Here is an 18386-nt window from a genome sequence, read left to right as displayed (position 1 = left end):
AGCGGTCGGTGCCGCTTTTACGAAGGTTTGATGACAGTCAGATGACACATTCAAGCAATTGAAATTGCTTGATTTTATGTGCCGGACGCGGTTTTCGCCTGGGGAAAACAGGCGGTAAAAGTGGCGCCGTGTTTCAACACGCTTTCGATCAAAAGCCGGCCGCGATGCCGGTTAACGATATGTTTAACCAGTGACAATCCGAGCCCCGTGCCGCCCTGGGCGCGGCTATCGCCGACATCCACCCGATAGAACCGCTCGGTCAGCCGCGGCAGATGTTCCGGCGCGATGCCGGGGCCGAAATCGCGCACCATGACGCGGACTTCGGGCACGCCTTCGCCTGACATCGCCGAGGTGAGCGAGACGATGACCTTGCCGCCGGACGCACCGTATTTCAGTGCGTTCTCGATCAGGTTTTCGAACAGCCGCAGCAATTCCTCGCGGTCGCCGGCGATCGCGACCTGCGTCTCCGGCAGGTCGATATCGATCACGACCTGGCGCTCGCGGGCCAGCGGCTCCAGCCCGTCGGCCACCTGGCGGATGATCGGAACGATATCCACCAGCGTGTCCGGGCGGACATGGGCCGAGAGTTCGACCCGCGACAGCGACAGGAGATCGTCGATCAGCCGCGCCATGCGCGTCGCCTGGGCATGCATGATGCCGAGGAACCGCTCGCGCGCCTTGGCGTCATCCTTGGCCGGCCCCTGCAGCGTATCGATGAAGCCCGACAGCGCCGCCAGCGGCGTGCGCAGTTCATGGCTGGCATTGGCCACGAAGTCGGCGCGCATTTCCTCGACCCGGCGCAGCGGGGTCAGATCGTGGAATGTCATCAGCATGCATTTGTCGGTGCCGCCGAACAAGGTCGGCACCGGCACCGGCGTAACCACCAGTTCCATCCAGCGGTCGACCGGCACGTGATCGAGATAGGTGGCGCGCCGGGTTTCGGAGGTCGCGATCGCCTCCCGCAGCGCCGTGACGATTTCAGGCGAGCGCAGGGCGAACTGGGCGAGCTCGTTCCTGCGCAGCGCCGGCGCCAGTTGCGCCGCGGCGGCGTTGAGGTGGATCACGCGGCCGGCGCGGTCGAGCAGCACGGCGGGATCCGGCATGCCGGCGACGACGGCGCTGACCGCAGCGGTTTCGACCGGATTGACGCCGCGAGCGTCTTCACGCGACGCGGCCGCGTTGTGCAGCCGCCACGGCACCAGGGCCGCCGCGGCGATGCAGGCAAAAACCGCGGTGGCGCGAAGCGGCGACAATTCCCCGAACGCGACCAGGACGGCCAAAGCGAGGCCCGCGACCAGCAGGACAATGGCCGAGTGCCGCAACCGGTCCGGCCACGGCGAATAAAAGGAAGTGGAAGGGGCTTCTAATGCCATAAAGCCGGCTCTCCCGTTCGGGGGCGCATCGTCAGGCACTCGGATCTCCGCGCTCCCGCACGTAAGCGGCTTCGCGATGCGGTTCGACCTCGAGCCCTTGCGCCACCTGGCGCAGGCGCTTGTTTCTCGCCCCCAGGATAACCTCCCGAAACGTCAGCAAGATTACAGATATGACAAAAGGTGCAATATAATAGAGGAGGCGGAACAGCAGCATCCCGGCCAACAGATCCTCCCGGTCCATCTGCCACAGCCCGACCAGCATGGCGGCGTCAAACACCCCGAGTCCGCCGGGCGAATGGCTGGCAAAGCCGAGCAGCGTCGCCGAGACGAAGATGACCGCGACCACGACGAACCCCAGATTGGGCTCGTCGGGCACCAGGACGTACATCGCCAGCGCGCAAAAACCGAGATCGACAATTCCGATCAGGATCTGCAACAGCGTCAGCGATCCCCCCGGCAGCACCACCGTCCAGAGTCCGCGTCCGACCACCCTGGGCCGCGCCGACACCCAGGCCACATAGGCCACCAGGCCCAGGATGATGCCGAAGGCAAAGAGCCGGTTCAGCCAGGGCGGCAGTTGATCGATCGCCGCGGCCGCCTCCGGGTGACAGGCGATCCCCAGCCCCAACACCGCGGCATTGCCGAGCCAGAAGGTCAGACCGGCGAGAAAGCAGATTTTGGCGACGTCGATCGCATTCAGCCCCCAATTGGCATAAATGCGGTAACGCACCGCGCCGCCGGTGAAGACGCTGGCGCCGACATTGTGGCCGATGGAATAGCTGGTGAAGGCTGCAAGCGCGTTGACGCGGTAGGGAATATCGGCTCGGCCGATCGCACGAACCGCAAACAGATCGTAGAAGGTCAGCGTGAAATAGCCGGCGGCCACGAACAGGGCGGCCAGGGCGATCGAGCGGGGTTCCGTCTCCTTGATGGCTTCGACGACGTCGTCGACATCCATGCCCCGCAGCATGTGGTACAGCACGTAGCATGCGATGCCGATGACGGCGATGCTGACCGCAACACCCAGCTTATGCAGGATTTGCTTCTGGCGCAGAAACGATATCGCCCTGCGTATTGCTTCCAGCATCTAGACCTCGAATTGCGATCCTGCGACACAGCCGCCGGGTGAACACCGCCGACGCCAAGTTTCACCCTTTGGCCCAATGTCGTAGCGCGTTTTGAGCCGCAGTGGAATTCGCCTGGCGTGAATAAAACACGATCCTTCAATATATTAGGTAGGAATTGATGACGGCGGATGCATAGTTTTGCTGCATTCGCCCGCCCGGTGGGCTTTCCGGCAAATACCTTTCCCGCAAACGGCCGTTCCGGCGCTTCGCCGCCGGGACCGGTCTACGACAATTCAGGCCGGAGGCGTATGACGCGAAAGCGCGCGGTCGCGCAACCACGATCCGAGCGCACAACCGATCAGATACAATGCGAACATGACAAGGCCGAGATCGAGCCAATAGCCGGGACGACCGGGAACGATGCGCGCCAGCGCCGCAGCGACAAGCGCCGCCACCAGCACCGCGAGCCAGCGCGCGGTCACCTTCGAAACACCCCGGCCGCGCTGCACCACCGCAATCCAGCCCGCCACAAGGCCCAGCAACAGCGCGCCCAACAGCCAACCCCAATGAAACATCGCTAGATACGCCATGACCTTACCTCACCACGAACTCGATGCGGCGGTTCTGCGCCTTGCCCTCGTCGGTGTCGTTGGAGGCTACCGGCCGGGTGCTGCCATAGCCCGCCGCCGTAAAGCGATCGGCGGGCAGCCCCGCCTTGACGAGATAGTCCATGACCGCCTGCGCGCGCTTCTCGGACAGCGCCTGGTTGGAGGCATCGTCGCCGTCGGCGTCGGTGTGTCCGGCGATCTCGATGTTCGCGTTCGGGCATCGCAACGCGGTCTCAATCAGCCGGTCGAGCAACCCCGCCGAATCCGGATCGATGGTCGCGCGCCCGGACTCGAAGAGGATTTTTCCCTTGCCGAGCAAATCCGAAAACAGCTGCTGACACACCGTGGCATCCACCGGCGCCGCCGCCGGCTTGACGGAAATGTCGGCCTTGTACTGCCAGCCCTGCGGAAAATCCTTGCCCAGACCATTACGGATCTGGAGCGACGCCGCGTCATAGAAGGCATCGCCCGAGAGGTTCACCTCCCGGTCCGACACCACCAGCGTTCCCGTCGATAGCCGCGACAGCGCCCCCAGCGCCGGCGCCACGGCGGCCGCAAATCCGCCGGGCGCGCCGACGCTGGCCTTGAGATTGTCGACCACCTTTTCATTGAAGAATTTCCGTCCCGCCGCCGCGACCAGCGCCGCGTGTACGGCGTTGTCCGGCACATAGCCGGTCAACGTCAACGTCACGGCGACCGGATCCTTGTAGGCTTGAAAAACATAAGGCGGCGCCTTGATGTCGTTCGCCACCACGGAAAATCCTTCGGGGAGATTTTTCAGACCGGCCGCGATCGCTTCCCGGCCGCCGAGGTCGCGCGCCATGCCGGCAAGGCTGACCTGGGTATCCGAAATGGTGATCTTGCCGTCTTTCAATTTCCCGATCTGGTCGATCAAGAGCAGCGCCGCGCTCTCGAAGCGCGGCGGCGCGCCGCGCGCCAAATTCATCTGATCGACGACTTCGACACCGCCGAGCGCAGCGCGGGCGGCATCGAGCAATTTGCTCTTGCTCGCCGGCAACGGCGCGCTTCCGCCCAGCGTCACCCTGACCACGTCTCGCCCAGCCGACCAGACGAAGGGTTTGGCTTCAGCAACAAGGCGCGTTTCATCATTGACCAGCCGCACACCCGGCACGGCTTTTACCGCGGCTACCGCGCTGCGGCGTCCGTCTTCGGAGAATGCATCGGCGGCAAAGGTGACATCACGGCCGTCCACCTCGATCCGCCGCTTGTCGAGCACCGTATCGTTCGACGCGGCGGCGCTTTGCGCGGCCAGATCGGCTTCAAGTGGCGCGGTAGTCGACCAGGCCGCGATCGCCCAAAGGATGACCAGAGGAATCAATCCCGGCCACCATTTGCTGCTCCACCTGAAAAGTCTCTGCATTCGATGTCCTGAGGTCTGGGAGGCGAGAGAAAACAAACCCTTGCCGGGCTGTCAAACTCGAAATGGCAGGGGGTGGTGCGCTCAATCGTCAGACGTCCGATCAGGCGCTTGCGGAGCCGGATTCTGATGGAATCAGAACCATGACTCTATTTTTCTGTTTTGACGCGTTTTCCTGACGCGAACCGGAATCCGTTTTGCTCGAAAACGCTGTGGACACGACCGTTATTTGCGACGGCCGCTCCTGGCAAGAGCCGGGCCGAATCGGCGTCTCGGGATCACGCCACCTACGCGCCATGCCGTCGCATCCCGCCGACGCTGGACGACGGGCTGGTTGCGGACCCTTGCTTGACTCGTTGAGCGCTGCCGCCCAGAACCACGAGCAACAACAAGGGAGGTCACATGTTCAAGGATCTGTTCTCGCTCAACGGCCGCGTCGCGCTGGTGACCGGCGGATCGCGCGGCATCGGCAAGATGATCGCGCGCGGCTTCCTCAGCCAAGGCGCAGCAAAGGTCTATATCACGGCGCGCAAGGCCGCGCCATGCGAGGCGACCGCAAAGGAATTGACCGGTGAATATGGCGGCGAATGCATCGCCTTGCCGATCGACATCTCCACGATGGCCGGTATCGGCCTTCTGGCGGCCGAGATCGGGAAGCGCGAGCCGAGGCTCGACATTCTCGTCAACAACGCCGGCGCGGCGTGGGGCGCCGAGTTCGACGAATTCCCGGAAAGCGGCTGGGACAAGGTGATGAACCTGAACGTCAAGACGCCGTTCTTCCTGACCAAGGCGCTGGCAGTTCCGCTGCGCGCGGCGGCGACCGCCGAGAGGCCGGCGAAAGTGATCAACATCGCCTCGATCGACGGTATCTTCGTCAATCCGATGGAGACCTATTCCTATGCCGCGAGCAAGGCCGGGCTGATCCACCTGACGCGGCGGATGGCGACCAAGCTGATCCATGACCATATCGTGGTCACCGCGATCGCGCCGGGACCGTTCAAATCGGATATGAACCGCGCGGCGCGGGACCATACCGATGCGGTGGCGACGCACGTGCCGTCGGGACGCGTCGGCACGGATGAAGACATGGCGGGCGCGGCGATCTACCTCGCCTCCCGCGCCGGCGACTATGTGGTCGGCGCCACCCTTACCGTCGACGGCGGCATCGTCTATGCCAATCCCGGCCTCAAGGGTGAGGGGTGGGATAGCTGAGGCTTGCGCGGTTCTGATTCAATCAGAACCGGCAAGGCTTCGAATCTTGACCGTCAAGCCTTGGTCTTCAGGTCTCGACTTTCATTTATCCGAAGCTACCGGCCTCGCGCCGTGCAAAACGGCGCTTGCGAATTGCGAGAGCGTCTCCAGCGTCGCCTCTGTCGCTTCACGCTGCGGCGAATGTCCGGCGCCGGGAATCAACATCACGTCGACCGGGCAATAGCATTCCTCCTGCGCGATCTCGATCTGACGCGCCGTGCCGTATTGATCGCCGGCCCCCTGGATGATCGCAACCGGCACGCGGATATAGGCGAGATATTCCGAAATATCCCAGTTGCGGAATTCCGGGTCGAGCCAGGCGCCGTTCCAGCCACGGAATGCGTTGTCGACGTCCTTGTGCCAGCGCGCCAGCCTGGCCCTGAGATCAGTGGTCTCGTAGGCGGTCCTGATCCCGGCGATCGAGGCGATCGAAATATCCTCGACGATGAAGTGCGGGGCGATCATCGCCACCCCCTGCACGCGATGATCCTGATGGCCGCCGGCATAGATCGCAGCGATCGAAGCGCCGTCGGAATGTCCGAGCAGCATGCCGCGGCGAAAGCCGATTCGATCGAGCAGCTTCGGCAATACCTCCAGCGCTTCGACCTGCATATAGTCCAGCGGGCGCGGCAGTTTTGCCGGCGTCGAGCCGCCATAGCCCGCGCGCGAATAGACGAAAACGCCGGCGCCGGTGACCGCCTGCAGCCTGTCCGGAAAATCGCCCCACAGCGCCGCAGATCCCAAGCCCTCATGCAGCATCACGATGGTCGGCGCTTCATCGGGCTGCGGCCCGATCATCCGGTATTCGAGTTCGGAAGCGCCGATCGAAAGGAAACCGGTGGGTGAGAGGATCATGCAGTTGCTCTTGCTTCATTCATCATGCCGCGTGTCGCAGGCATCCACTTGTCGCTTAACCTCCACACAAGGCGTGGATGGCCGGGTCAAGCCCGGTCATGACGGCTAAACCTTGTCGCCATCCCGCAGCTTGAAGCGCTGGACTTTTCCGGTCGCGGTCTTCGGCAGGCTGTCGACGACAGCGATCCAGCGCGGATATTTCCAGGGGCCGATCTTCTGCTTGACGTGCTCCTTGAGCGCTTCATGCAATCCGTCCGCTGTTGTGCCCGGGCGCAATACCACGAAGGCCTTCGGTTTCAACAGGCCTTCCGGATCGGCCTCGGGCACCACGGCGGCCTCCAGCACCGAGGGGTGGGTGATCAGCGCGCTCTCGACTTCGAACGGCGACACCCAAATGCCGGACACCTTGAACATGTCGTCCGAACGGCCGCAGAACGTGTAGCGGCCATCAGCGTCGCGGATGTATTTGTCGCCGGTGCGGGTCCAGTGGCCCTCGAAGGTATGGCGGCTCTTGCTGCGCTGATTCCAGTAGCCCTCGCCGGCGGAGGGCGCATCGACCAGCAGTTCGCCGACTTCGCCGTCGGGCACGTCCTGGCCCGATTCATTGACCAGCCGCACCTTGTAGCCCGGTACCGGACGGCCGGAGCAGCCGTATTTGATATCGCCGGGTGCGTTGGACAGGAAAATATGGAGAAGTTCGGTCGAACCGACGCCATCGAGAATGTCGACGCCGAAACGCGACTTCCAGCCGTTGCCGACCGATTCCGGCAGCGCCTCGCCGGCAGAGGTGCAGATACGCAGGCGGTTGCCGGCGTGCGTCTCTTTCAATGTCTCGTCGTTGAGCATCGAGGCGAACAAGGTCGGCACCCCGAAGAAGATGCTGGGATGATATTTGTTCATCAGCGAAAACATCACCGAAGGCGTCGGGCGCTCGGAATTAAGCACCGTGGTGGCGCCGACCGACATCGGAAAGGTCAGCGCGTTGCCGAGGCCGTAAGCAAAGAACAGCTTGGCCGCCGACAGCCCGACATCGTCCTCGCGAATGCCGAGCACCTGCCGGGCGTAGGTTTCCGCCGTTGCAGCCAGATTGGAATGCAGGTGCCGCACGCCCTTGGGCATGCCGGTCGAGCCCGACGAATACAGCCAGAACGCCGGCTCGTCGGGATGGGTCGCGGCGGTCGCAAAAGAATCGCTCTCGCGCGCGATCTCCTCGGACAGTTTTTTGTGGCCATGCGCGTCCTTGCCGGCAACGATGACGCGCTCGAGGTCCGGCATCCGGCCGACCATGTCTTTCACGGCCGGCAACAGCGCTTCGGAGATGAACAGCACCCGCGCCCGGCAGTCCGCCAGGATGTAGGCATATTGATCCGGGGTCAGAAGCGTATTAAGCGGCACCGGCACGATGCCGGCACGGATTGCGCCGAGAAACACGGCCGGAAAATCGACCGTGTCCAGCATGATCATCGCCACGCGCTCTTCGCGGCGGACGCCGAGACGGCGCAGCATGTTGGCGACGCGGCAGGTCTGTTGTTGCAGACCGCCATAGGTCAGTTCGGAAACGGTATCGGTGAAGGCGAGCTTGCCGCCGCGGCCCTCATCGACATTACGGTCGAGCAGCCAAGTTACAGCATTGTAGGAACCGCCGCTCATGGCGCGCCCCGGAAGCCCAAACGGATCACGACGCATGTCACGACGTATCCCTCCCCGATTTTTTAAGAATTATAATTCATATAAAGCCAGCAAGCGCGCTTGCTGTCAATCTTCATCGGCATTATGTTTCCGAGACTTGCGCATTCATGGCCGGATATGACCCGAAATCTTGACCCCGAAACCGGCTTTCTCCAGCAGCTTGGCCAGCGCGTCCGCACCATGCGGGCGTTGCGCGGCATGTCGCGCAAGGTGCTCGCCAAGGTTTCCGGCATTTCCGAGCGCTACATCGCGCAGCTTGAAAGCGGCAAGGGCAACGTCTCGATCGTGCTGCTGCGCCGGGTATCGAACGCGATGGGCGCGCATCTCGAGGACCTCATCCCGGCCTCCGAACCGGCGCCGGACTGGCAGGTGATCCGCGATCTCCTGCGCAAGGCCACGCCAAACCAGATTGCCCAGGCCAAGGACATCCTCGCCGGCGGCGGCGCTTCGGCGCCGCGACAAACACCGTTCGCCGGCATCGCCCTGATCGGACTGCGCGGCGCCGGAAAATCCACGCTCGGCAAGATGCTGGCGAAGAAGATCGGCTGGAATTTCGTCGAGTTGAACAAGGAGATCGAGCAGCAGAACGGATTATCCGTGGCCGAGATCATCGCGCTTTACGGCCAGGAGGGTTTTCGGCGCATGGAGCAGGCCGCGCTCGGTCAATTGCTGGCGCGGCGGGAATTGATGGTGCTGGCGACCGGCGGCGGCATCGTCTCCGAGCCGCTGACCTTCGATCTGATCCTGTCGTCGTTCTATACGATCTGGCTGAAGGCCGAGCCGGAAGAACACATGGCGCGGGTGCGACGCCAGGGCGACCTGCGCCCGATGGCCGACGATCGTTCGGCGATGGCCGAACTGCGCAACATTCTGGTCAGCCGCGAGCCGCTTTATGCGCGTGCGTCCGCCGTGGTCGATACCGCGGGTCTTTCCATCGATGCCGCAGCAGCCCGCCTGATCGACGCGGTCAGGCCGGTACTGCATGACGAGGCGGGCATGTTCGGCCTGCGCAGCGCCTCCTAGGCAGTTTGCGCCCAAGGAATCAGCTTGCAGGGGAATGCAGGCCTAGTAACTTGATTTCAAATCAAGTTCCGCGCGCGACCGCGAAAGGACGCGACCAGCCATGATGAGCCAGGAGCAGAACGACCTAATCACCCGCACCGGACCGAAAGATCCGTGCGGGAGACTGATGCGGATGTACTGGCAGCCGGCGGCGCTGGCGGATGAATTGCAGGGGCCGCGGCCGGTCCGGGCCGTCAGGCTGCTGGACGAAGACCTGGTGCTGTTTCGCGACGAGCAAGACCGCTACGGCCTGATCGAGCGGCACTGCGCGCATCGCGGCGCCGACCTCGCTTTCGGCCGGCTCGAACCGGGCGGCCTGCGCTGCGCGTTTCACGGCTGGCTATTCGACACGTCAGGCCAATGCCTGGAAACGCCCGCCGAGCCCAAAGGCTCGACGCTGTGCAAGGGTATCAGGCAGCGTTCCTACCCCGTGGTCGAGAAGAGCGGCATCCTCTGGGCTTACCTCGGCGAAGGCGAGCCGCCGGCCTTTCCCGAGATCGACTGCTTCGTCGCGCCGGACGCCTATACGTTCGCATTCAAGGGCCACATTAACTGCAACTGGCTGCAGGCGCTCGAAGTCGGCATCGATCCGTCGCACGCCTCCTTCCTGCATCGCTTCTTCGAGGATGAGGATACCTCGGCGGCTTACGGCAAGCAGTTCCGCGGCGCCTCCGCCGGCACCGACATGCCGATGACGAAAATCCTGCGCGAATATGACCGGCCGATCATCAATATCGAGCACACCGAATATGGCCTGCGGCTGATCGCGCTGCGCGAGATCGACGACGAGCGCACCCACGTCCGCGTCACCAACCAGCTTTTCCCGCACGGCTTCGTCATTCCCATGAGCACGGAGATGACGATCACGCAGTGGCATGTGCCGGTCGATGACGAGAATTGCTACTGGTATGCGATCTTCACTTCCTATTCGACGCCGGTCGACAAGAAGAAGATGCGGGACCAGCGCCTCGAACTCTACGAACTGCCCGACTACACGTCGCGCAAGAACAGGTCGAACGATTACGGTTTCGATCCGCAGGAGCAGGCGACCGCGACCTATACCGGCATGGGCAGCGACATCAACGTCCACGATCAGTGGGCGGTGGAATCGCTGGGCGCGATCCAGGATCGCACCAAGGAGCATCTCGGCCAGGCCGACAAGGCCATCGTGCAATATCGCCGCCTGCTGCGGCAGGAAATCGACAAGGTCACCGGCGGCGAGAAGCCGTTCATGTTTCTCGACGGCGCACATGCACGCAGCATCCAGGGCCCTGCGACGATGGACGGCATCGGCCCAACGCGCGGCTGGGAAACCTTCTGGATGGAAGTCGACGTGAAGCGGCGCCGCGGCGCGCCGTGGGCCGCACCGGTGCCGGAGGAGATTGCCAATAAAGTGCGCCATCTGTCGGCAGCGGAGTGATGGATTCTTCACGCGGGCGTATTGACGCCGATCCATTCACTTCGTCATTGCCGGGCTTGACCCGGCAATCCATCGTGTTGAATCAAGTCAATTCCTTTGGGATGGATGCGCGGGTCAGGCCCGCGCATGACGAGGCTGGGATTACGATCATCGGCATATTGGGGGGAACGGCGCGTTGAGTTTTGTCGAGCGTCACGGCCTCTGGTCGGATGAACAGAAAGAGGCGGCAAAGCACCTGCGCCGCATCGTCGAAGAGCAAGAACTCGAAGTCATCAGGCTATCGTTTCCCGACCAGCACGGAATCCTGCGCGGCAAGACCCTGGTCGCCAGCGAAGCGCTGGCCTCGCTCGAAAGCGGCTGCACCATCACCACGACCATGCTGGCCAAGGACACCTCGCACCGCACGGTGTTTCCGGTGTTCACGGCCGGCGGCGGCTTCGGCATGCGGGAGATGGAGGGCGCGGCGGACGTGCTGATGGTGGCCGATCCCACGACGTTCCGCGTGTTGCCGTGGGCACCCACCACCGGCTGGCTGTTATGCGACATCTATTTTACCGATGGGCGGCCGGTGCCGTTCGCGACGCGAAGTCTTTACCGGTCGGTCCTGGAAAAGCTCGGCGCGCGCGGCTACGATTTCGTCGCCGGTCTCGAGGTTGAATTCCATGTCTTCAAGCTCGACGATGCCAGAATGGCGCCGGAAGATGCCGGACAGCCCGGCCAGCCGCCATCGGTCAGCCTGCTGTCGCATGGCTATCAATATCTGACCGAGCAGCGCTACGACCAGATGGAGCCGGTGCTTGAGATTCTCCGGCGCGATATCCTGGCGCTCGGCCTGCCCCTGCGTTCGATCGAGGTCGAATTCGGCCCGAGCCAGTGTGAATTCACCTTCCGCCCGACGGTTGGCCTGACGCCGGCCGACAACATGGTGCTGTTCCGTTCAGCCGTGAAGCAGATCGCGCGGCGGCACGGCTATCACGCGACCTTCATGTGCCGCCCGAAACTGCCGAATGTGTTCGCGTCGGGATGGCATCTGCATCAGTCGATCGTCGCGCGCGCCGGCGGCGGGAACGCCTTCATGGCCAAGGACGACGGCGAGATCCTGTCCACGTTCGGCCGTCATTACCTTGGCGGGCTTCTGGAGCATGCCCGCGCTTCGGCGGTGTTCACGACGCCGACCATCAACGGCTACAAGCGCTATCGCTCCTATTCGCTGGCGCCGGACCGCGCGATCTGGGGCCGCGACAACCGGGGCGTGATGATCCGCATGCTCGGCGGCCACGGCGATCCCGCCACGCGGCTCGAAAACCGGATCGGCGAGCCGGCGGCCAATCCCTATCTCTACATGGCCTCGCAAATTCTCTCCGGGCTCGACGGCGTCGACCGCAAGCTCGATCCCGGCCCCTCCGCCGACACGCCCTATGAGACCAAGGCAGCGCTATTGCCGAAGAGCCTGCGCGAGGCGGTATTCGCGCTCAACGACGATCCGTTTTTCCGCGAGGCGCTGGGCGCGGGATTCGTCGACTATTACGTCCACATCAAGAATGCCGAGATCGAGCGTTTCCAGGCGGAAGTCTCGGATTGGGAGCATCGCGAATATTTCGAGATGTTTTGAAAACGCATCCTCCGTCATTCCGGACCGGCGCGCAGCGATGGATCCGGAATCCGGAGGTTATTTAAGCGCCGTACTCAAGTCAGCTAGCTTCCGGGTTCGCGCTTCGCGCGCCCCGGAATGACGAGCAGGGCTGCATCGCGTGGATCGACGGCCGCACATCCCCCATCAAATCCCCAGATACCGGTGCTGCAATTCGGGCTCCGCGATCAGCTGTCCGGACGTGCCGCCCCACACCGTCCGGCCGCGCTCGATGATGTAATGGCGGTCGGCGATCCGGGTGAGGTTCTCGACATTCTTGTCGATCACCAGCACCGACTGGCCCTGCGCCTTCAGCATCGACAGGCAATCCCAGATTTCATCGCGGATCAGGGGCGCGAGACCTTCGGTCGCTTCGTCCAGGATCAACAGCAACGGATTGGTCATCAGCGCGCGCCCGATCGCCAGCATCTGCTGCTCGCCGCCGGAGAGCGTGCCGCCCATGTTATTGCCGCGTTCGGCCAGCCGCGGAAACAGCGCATGGATCCTGTCGAGGGTCCAGGGATCGGAACGGCGCAGGCGATTGCCGGACGCGGCGACCAGGTTTTCGCGCACGGTCAGGTTGGGAAAGATCTGGCGTCCCTCGGGGACGAGGCCGATGCCAAGCTGCGCGATCCGGAACGAAGGCAGTTTGCGAACGTCGTGACCGGCAAAACGGATCGCGCCCGCGCGCGCCGGCGTCAGTCCCATGATGGAGCGGATCGTGGTGGTCTTGCCCATGCCGTTGCGGCCCATCAGGGCCACCATCTCGCCGCTCCGAATCTGCAACGACAGGCCAAACAGCACCTGGCTCACCCCATAGCAGGTTTCGATGCCGTCGATTTCGAGCAGGGGCGCGCTATCGGCCATGCCCAACCACCGCGTGCTGTTCGCCGAGATAGGCGCGCTTCACCTCGTCATTGGCGCGGATCGCATCCGGCGCGCCGCACGCGATCACGCGGCCATAGACCAGCACGCTGATGCGGTCGGCGAGCGCGAACACCGCTTCCATGTCATGCTCGACCAGGACGATGGTGAATTCGCGCCGCAGCTCTTGCAGCAATTGCACCATGCGCGCTGATTCGGCGACGCCGAGTCCTGCCATCGGCTCGTCGAGCAGCAGCAATTGCGGCCCGGTGGCAAGCGCGACCGCAAGCTCGAGCTCGCGCTGCTCGCCGTGACTGAGTTTCGAGACCACGGTATCGGCGCGATGTCCGAGTCCGACCCGGCCGAGCGCCGCATGCGCGGCTTCGCGCAGATGTTTTTCCTTGCGGGCATTGCCCCAGAAATAAAAGGAATGACCGTCATGGGCCTGGGCGGCGAGCGCGACATTGTCCGCAGCGGTGAAGTCCGGCAGCAGCGAGGTGATCTGAAACGAGCGCGCCAGCCCGAGCGCGCTGCGCCGCCAGGCCGGCAGGCGGGTGACGTCCCGTCCGGCGAAGCGGATGGTGCCGGAATCCGGCGATAATTGCCCCGTGAGCTGGCTGATCAGCGTGGTCTTGCCGGCGCCGTTGGGGCCGATGATGGCGTGCAGCTCACCCTTGGCGACCTCCAGCGAGAGGTTGTCGGTCGCCGTGATGCCGCCGAAGCGCCGCACCAGATTTTCCACGCCAAGCAGGGGTTCAGCCATCGCCCCGCCTCCCGAGCAGCCCCATGATGCCGCCGCGCCCGAACAGCACGATCAACAGCAATAGCGGTCCCATGATCAGCGCCCAATATTCAGTACACCGCGACAACACGTCTTCCAGCACCAGATAGGCGATCGCACCGATCACCGGCCCGAACAATGTGCCCATGCCGCCGAGGATCACCATCACCATGAGATCGCCGGAACGGGTCCAGTACATCGCGGCCGGACTGACGAAGTCGGTATTGTTCGCCAGCAGCGCACCGGCGAGGCCGCACATCGTGCCGGCAATGACGAAGCAGACCAGCCGGTAGCGCGTCGCCGGAAAGCCGATCGCCTGCATCCGCGCTTCATTGGAACGCAGGCCCTGCACCACCAGGCCGAAGCGCGAATTGACGATGCGCCAGATCAGGTAGATGCCGCCGAACAGGCAGGCCAGGCAGAGATAATAGAACGGCACGCGACTCGACAAATTGATCAGGCCGGCAAAGTTGCTGCGCTTGTAGATCGTGAGGCCGTCGTCGCCGCCGTAACGCGCCAGGCTTGAGGCGACGTAATAGGCCATTTGCGCAAAGGCCAGCGTGATCATGATGAAATAGACGCCGCGGGTGCGCAGACTGAGCGCGCCGATCACGAGCGCATATAGCGCGGACGCCAGCAGCGCCACCGGCCACTGGATGAAGCCGGAGCCAATGCCCTCAAAGGCGAGAATGCCGACCGCATAGCCGCCGATGCCGAGATAGGCGGCGTGGCCGAAACTCATCATCCCGCCATAGCCCATGATCAGATTGAGGCTGACGGCCGCGAGCGCAAAGATCACGATGCGGGTGAACAGCGTAAGGACGAAGACGTTGCCGCTAAGCGACGAATAGAGCGGCAGCAGCAACAGACCGGCGACCAGGAGCGCGGCGGCCGCGTTGCGGGCATTGAACGCAAAACTCATCGCTTGCTGGCCGGAAACAGCCCCTCCGGCCGAACCACCAGCACGATCGCCATCACCAGATAGATCAGCATCGAGGAGATCGCGGGCGCCGCGGTGGAAGCGGCGGCCGAGCTCAGCATCTTGCGCAACAGCTCGGGCAGGAAGGCGCGGCCGAGCGTATCGATCATGCCGACAAAGATCGCCGCCAGGAACGCGCCCCGAATCGAACCGATACCGCCGATCACGATGATGACGAAGGCGAGAATGAGAATGTTCTCGCCCATGCCGATCTGCACCGTGAGGATCGGCGCCTGCATCAGCCCGGCAAGACCGGCGAGCGCGGCGCCAAGCCCGAACACCAGCGTGTAGAGCAGTTTGATGTTGATGCCGAGCGCGCCGATCATTTCGCGGTTGGACGCACCGGCCCGGATCAGCATGCCGATCCGGGTTCGCATCACCACCCAATAAAGCATCAAGGCGACGGCCAACGCGACCACGATGATCGCAAGCCGGTAGGAGGGATAGAAGAAGCCCGGCACGATCTGGATCGGCGCGGAGAGCCAGGCCGGCAGCGGCAGCGACAGCCCCTCCGGACCCCAGATCAGCCGCACCGCATCGTTGAAGAACAGGATCAGCCCGAACGTCGCCAGCACATGGTCGAGATGATCCCGGCCATAGAGATGCCGCAGCGCGACGAATTCCAGCACGACGCCGAGCAGGAAGGTCGCGCCGAGCGCCAGCGCCACGCCGATGACATAGCTGCCGCTCCACGCCACCAAGCTCGCGGCGAAATAGGCCCCCATCATGTAAAGCGAGCCATGCGCCAGATTGACGAGGTCCATGATGCCGAACACCAGCGTCAGTCCCGCCGCGAGCAGAAACAGCAACAGCCCGAACTGCAGTCCATTCAGCAATTGTTCGGCGACGAGCAGCATCGGTCCTTATTTCAAGCCGCAACAAAACGGCGGCAGCGCAAATCCGCCGCCACCGTGCGAAACTGAAGCGTGGATCATTTCATGCTGCATGTGTCGTGGCTCCCCCTGCAGCCATGAACCATAATTCGCGACATGCGCGGATGGCAAGAATTATAGTTCTGGACGACCGCCCCGCCGATTTGTCCAGCCGCGTCCGATTTGTCGCAGGCCATAACAGTCGATGTGGCGCACCAAGCGAACGAGAAGCAGGTTACTCTTGGACCGCATGCCGGAAGGCATAGCTTATGACAGTGCCGAACAACGCGACGACCGAGGACCGGAGTTCATGACCGCCGCGACGTCAAACCCCCATCGCGTGGTGATCGTCGGCGCCGGTTTCGGCGGGCTGGAAGCGGCGTTCGGCCTCGGCGGCGCGGGCGTCGAGATCACGCTGATCGACCGGCGCAACCATCATCTGTTTCAGCCGCTGCTCTATCAGGTCGCGACCGCTTCGCTGGCGACCTCGGAGATCGCCTGGCCGATCCGCCATCTGCTGCGCGACCGCCATGACGTCACGACCCTGTTCGCCACGGTAACCGGCGTGGACACGGCCGCCGGACGCATCCTGCTCGATGACAGCGACGCGTTGCCTTACGACACGCTCATTCTCGCGACCGGCGCGCGGCACGCTTATTTCGGCCATGACGAATGGGAGCCGTTCGCGCCGGGACTGAAAACGCTGGAAGACGCCACCACGCTGCGCCGGCGAATCCTGGTCGCCTTCGAGCGCGCCGAACGCGAAAGCGATCCAGCACACCGCGCCGCGCTCCTGACCTTCGTCATCATCGGCGCCGGCCCGACCGGGGTCGAACTTGCCGGCACCATCGCCGAGCTGGCGCAGGATACGCTGGCGCCCGACTTCCGCAACATCGACACCCGCAAAACGCGCGTCGTGCTGATCGAGGCCGGGCCGCGTGTGCTCGCCGGCTTCGCCGACGAGCTGTCGGCCTATGCGCAACATGCGCTGGAGAAAGCCGGTGTCGAAGTGGTGCTGGGACAGGCCGTCACCGAATGCACCGCCGACGGCGTCGTCTATGGCGGCAACAAGCTGGAGGCCCGGACCATCATCTGGGCCGCCGGGGTACGCGCTTCCCCCGCCGCCGAATGGCTGGATGCCCCGGCGGATCGCGCCGGACGCCTGCAGGTACGGCCCGACCTCACGGTACCTGGCCATCCCGACATTTTTGCCATCGGCGATACGGTCGCGATCGCGGGCCCGGACGGCAATCCGGTACCGGGCATTGCACCGGCAGCCAAGCAACAGGGACGCTATGTCGCACAGGCGATCAAGGCGCGGCTGAGCGGCCGGACGTTGCCGCCGTTCCGCTACAAACATGCCGGCAGCCTGGCGCAGATCGGCAAACGGCGGGCCGTGATCGATTTCGGGCGCATCAAATTACGCGGCGCCCTTGCGTGGTGGATCTGGGGCATCGCGCACATCTATTTCCTGATCGGCGTGCGCAACCGGCTGAGCGTCGCCATCAGCTGGCTCTGGGTCTACGCGCGCGACCAGCGCGCCGCGCGCCTGATCACGCAGGGCAGCAGCAAGGTCGTCCGCTAACGCTCGCGCCCTCGCACTCGATCCCAGCCGGCCAGATTGCTTACAGAATAAGCAAAAGGGATCGATCCGGGCGTTCAATCCAGCCGTAAATATCGCTCAGCGATGCAGCCAAACAACTGATAGTGCGAGGTGATTTCCATGAACCGGTTCGATTACACCGATGTACACAATGGCACGCCGCTTGCTTCAACCGCGATGAACCACCTGTCGGGAGCGCCGTCGATCATGGCAAGCCTCAGTCCGGAAAGCACCAGCCTGCTCGCCGCGGAACCCGGTCCGGTCAAGCTGGACTGGACCGAAACTGCATTGGTCATCATCGACATGCAGCGCGACTTCCTCGAACCCGGCGGTTTCGGCGAGACCCTCGGCAACGATGTCTCGCAACTCGCACGGGCGGTACAGCCTTGCGCCGACGTGCTGCAAGCCGCGCGCGAGGCCGGAATTCTGGTGATCCACACCCGCGAGGGGCATTTGCCGGATCTCTCCGATGCGCCGCCGGCCAAGGTCGAGCGCGGCGCGCCAAGCCTTCGCATCGGCGATCCCGGCCCGATGGGGCGAATCCTGATCCGCGGCGAAGCCGGCCACGACATCATCCCGGCGCTATATCCGCTCGACAGTGAAATCGTCATCGACAAGCCGGGCAAGGGCGCGTTCTACGCGACGGAAATGGGCGACGTCCTGCGCAAATACGGCATCGAGAATTTGCTGGTCTGCGGCGTCACCACCGAGGTCTGCGTCAACACCACGGTGCGCGAGGCCAATGACCGCGGCTACCGCTGCATCGTGCTGGCCGATTGCTGCGCGTCGTATTTTCCCGAATTCCACGAGATGGGCCTGAAGATGATCAAGGCCCAGGGCGGCATCTTCGGCTGGGTCAGCGATTCGGCGGCGGTTCTCGAAGCGATGGTGGAGGCGCTGCCAACCCATGCTACAGGTGGCGGGAAACGCTATATTTCCTGAGTGGATCTTCAC

General features: G+C 63.7%; 16 protein-coding genes. 6 read left to right on the top strand and 10 right to left on the bottom strand.

What is annotated here, in order from left to right; all coding sequences use genetic code 11:
• Positions 1 to 74 precede the first annotated feature (74 nt).
• The 4 genes from HB630_RS10800 to HB630_RS10785 all read right to left on the bottom strand — a co-directional run bounded on the left by HB630_RS10800 (position 75) and on the right by HB630_RS10785 (position 4429).
• On the bottom strand, positions 75 to 1373 hold the full coding sequence (locus HB630_RS10800; RefSeq protein WP_213772221.1) for an ATP-binding protein: 1299 nt from the start codon (positions 1371 to 1373) through the stop codon (positions 75 to 77).
• A 31-nt stretch (positions 1374 to 1404) separates the two neighbouring features.
• Positions 1405 to 2460, bottom strand: a complete 1056-nt coding sequence (locus HB630_RS10795; RefSeq protein ID WP_213772220.1) for a YbhN family protein — start codon at positions 2458 to 2460, stop codon at positions 1405 to 1407.
• 273 nt (positions 2461 to 2733) lie between these two features.
• On the bottom strand, positions 2734 to 3030 hold the full coding sequence (locus HB630_RS10790; protein ID WP_213772219.1) for a hypothetical protein: 297 nt from the start codon (positions 3028 to 3030) through the stop codon (positions 2734 to 2736).
• A gap of 4 nt (positions 3031 to 3034) precedes the next feature.
• Positions 3035 to 4429 carry an OmpA family protein gene (locus tag HB630_RS10785; protein WP_213772218.1) on the bottom strand — a complete coding sequence of 465 codons (1395 nt, stop codon included), beginning with the start codon at positions 4427 to 4429 and terminating at the stop codon, positions 3035 to 3037.
• 399 nt (positions 4430 to 4828) lie between these two features.
• Here HB630_RS10785 and HB630_RS10780 point away from each other — a divergent pair, with 399 nt between their 5' ends.
• A complete protein-coding gene (locus HB630_RS10780) occupies positions 4829 to 5638 on the top strand; it encodes an SDR family oxidoreductase (RefSeq protein ID WP_213772217.1) in 810 nt (269 codons plus the stop codon).
• Positions 5639 to 5719: 81 nt separating this feature from the next.
• Here the strand turns inward: HB630_RS10780 and HB630_RS10775 are convergent, their stop codons facing one another.
• Together HB630_RS10775 and HB630_RS10770 are read right to left on the bottom strand one after the other, a co-directional pair.
• Positions 5720 to 6532 (bottom strand): alpha/beta hydrolase, encoded by an 813-nt coding sequence (locus tag HB630_RS10775; protein WP_213772216.1) that lies wholly within the window; start codon positions 6530 to 6532, stop codon positions 5720 to 5722.
• Between the two features lie 105 nt (positions 6533 to 6637).
• Positions 6638 to 8182 carry a benzoate-CoA ligase family protein gene (locus HB630_RS10770; protein ID WP_213772418.1) on the bottom strand — a complete coding sequence of 515 codons (1545 nt, stop codon included), beginning with the start codon at positions 8180 to 8182 and terminating at the stop codon, positions 6638 to 6640.
• Between the two features lie 156 nt (positions 8183 to 8338).
• Here HB630_RS10770 and HB630_RS10765 point away from each other — a divergent pair, with 156 nt between their 5' ends.
• The 3 genes from HB630_RS10765 (at position 8339) to HB630_RS10755 (ending at position 12315) form a co-directional block, all read left to right on the top strand.
• The gene (locus HB630_RS10765) at positions 8339 to 9244 is read left to right on the top strand and encodes a helix-turn-helix transcriptional regulator (protein WP_213772215.1); all 906 of its coding nucleotides are present in this window, start codon (positions 8339 to 8341) and stop codon (positions 9242 to 9244) included.
• Positions 9245 to 9344: 100 nt separating this feature from the next.
• Positions 9345 to 10703, top strand: a complete 1359-nt coding sequence (locus tag HB630_RS10760) for an aromatic ring-hydroxylating dioxygenase subunit alpha (RefSeq protein ID WP_213772214.1) — start codon at positions 9345 to 9347, stop codon at positions 10701 to 10703.
• Positions 10704 to 10878: 175 nt separating this feature from the next.
• Positions 10879 to 12315: a glutamine synthetase family protein gene (locus HB630_RS10755; protein WP_213772213.1), complete on the top strand. Its 1437-nt coding sequence runs from the start codon at positions 10879 to 10881 to the stop codon at positions 12313 to 12315.
• A gap of 165 nt (positions 12316 to 12480) precedes the next feature.
• Here the strand turns inward: HB630_RS10755 and HB630_RS10750 are convergent, their stop codons facing one another.
• The 4 genes from HB630_RS10750 to HB630_RS10735 are packed head-to-tail and all read right to left on the bottom strand — an operon-like array spanning position 12481 to position 15814.
• On the bottom strand, positions 12481 to 13200 hold the full coding sequence (locus HB630_RS10750; protein ID WP_213772212.1) for an ABC transporter ATP-binding protein: 720 nt from the start codon (positions 13198 to 13200) through the stop codon (positions 12481 to 12483).
• Positions 13190 to 13960, bottom strand: a complete 771-nt coding sequence (locus HB630_RS10745) for an ABC transporter ATP-binding protein (RefSeq protein ID WP_213772211.1) — start codon at positions 13958 to 13960, stop codon at positions 13190 to 13192. Before HB630_RS10745 ends, HB630_RS10750 begins: the two co-directional genes overlap by 11 nt.
• Complete coding sequence (locus HB630_RS10740; RefSeq protein ID WP_213772210.1) at positions 13953 to 14900, bottom strand: branched-chain amino acid ABC transporter permease; 948 nt, start codon at positions 14898 to 14900, stop codon at positions 13953 to 13955. Before HB630_RS10740 ends, HB630_RS10745 begins: the two co-directional genes overlap by 8 nt.
• Complete coding sequence (locus HB630_RS10735) at positions 14897 to 15814, bottom strand: branched-chain amino acid ABC transporter permease (protein WP_213772209.1); 918 nt, start codon at positions 15812 to 15814, stop codon at positions 14897 to 14899. The genes HB630_RS10740 and HB630_RS10735 overlap by 4 nt, the downstream gene beginning before the upstream one ends.
• Before the next feature lie 325 nt (positions 15815 to 16139).
• On the opposite strand from HB630_RS10735, the gene HB630_RS10730 reads away from it, so the two are divergent.
• On the top strand, positions 16140 to 17414 hold the full coding sequence (locus HB630_RS10730; RefSeq protein WP_213772208.1) for an NAD(P)/FAD-dependent oxidoreductase: 1275 nt from the start codon (positions 16140 to 16142) through the stop codon (positions 17412 to 17414).
• A 225-nt stretch (positions 17415 to 17639) separates the two neighbouring features.
• Positions 17640 to 18374: an isochorismatase family cysteine hydrolase gene (locus HB630_RS10725; protein ID WP_213772417.1), complete on the top strand. Its 735-nt coding sequence runs from the start codon at positions 17640 to 17642 to the stop codon at positions 18372 to 18374.
• Positions 18375 to 18386 lie beyond the last annotated feature (12 nt).

Source organism: Bradyrhizobium sp. dw_78 (assembly GCF_018449525.1).
Taxonomy (GTDB): Bacteria; Pseudomonadota; Alphaproteobacteria; order Rhizobiales; family Xanthobacteraceae; genus Bradyrhizobium.
This window is presented reverse-complemented; position numbering and strand designations above follow the sequence as displayed.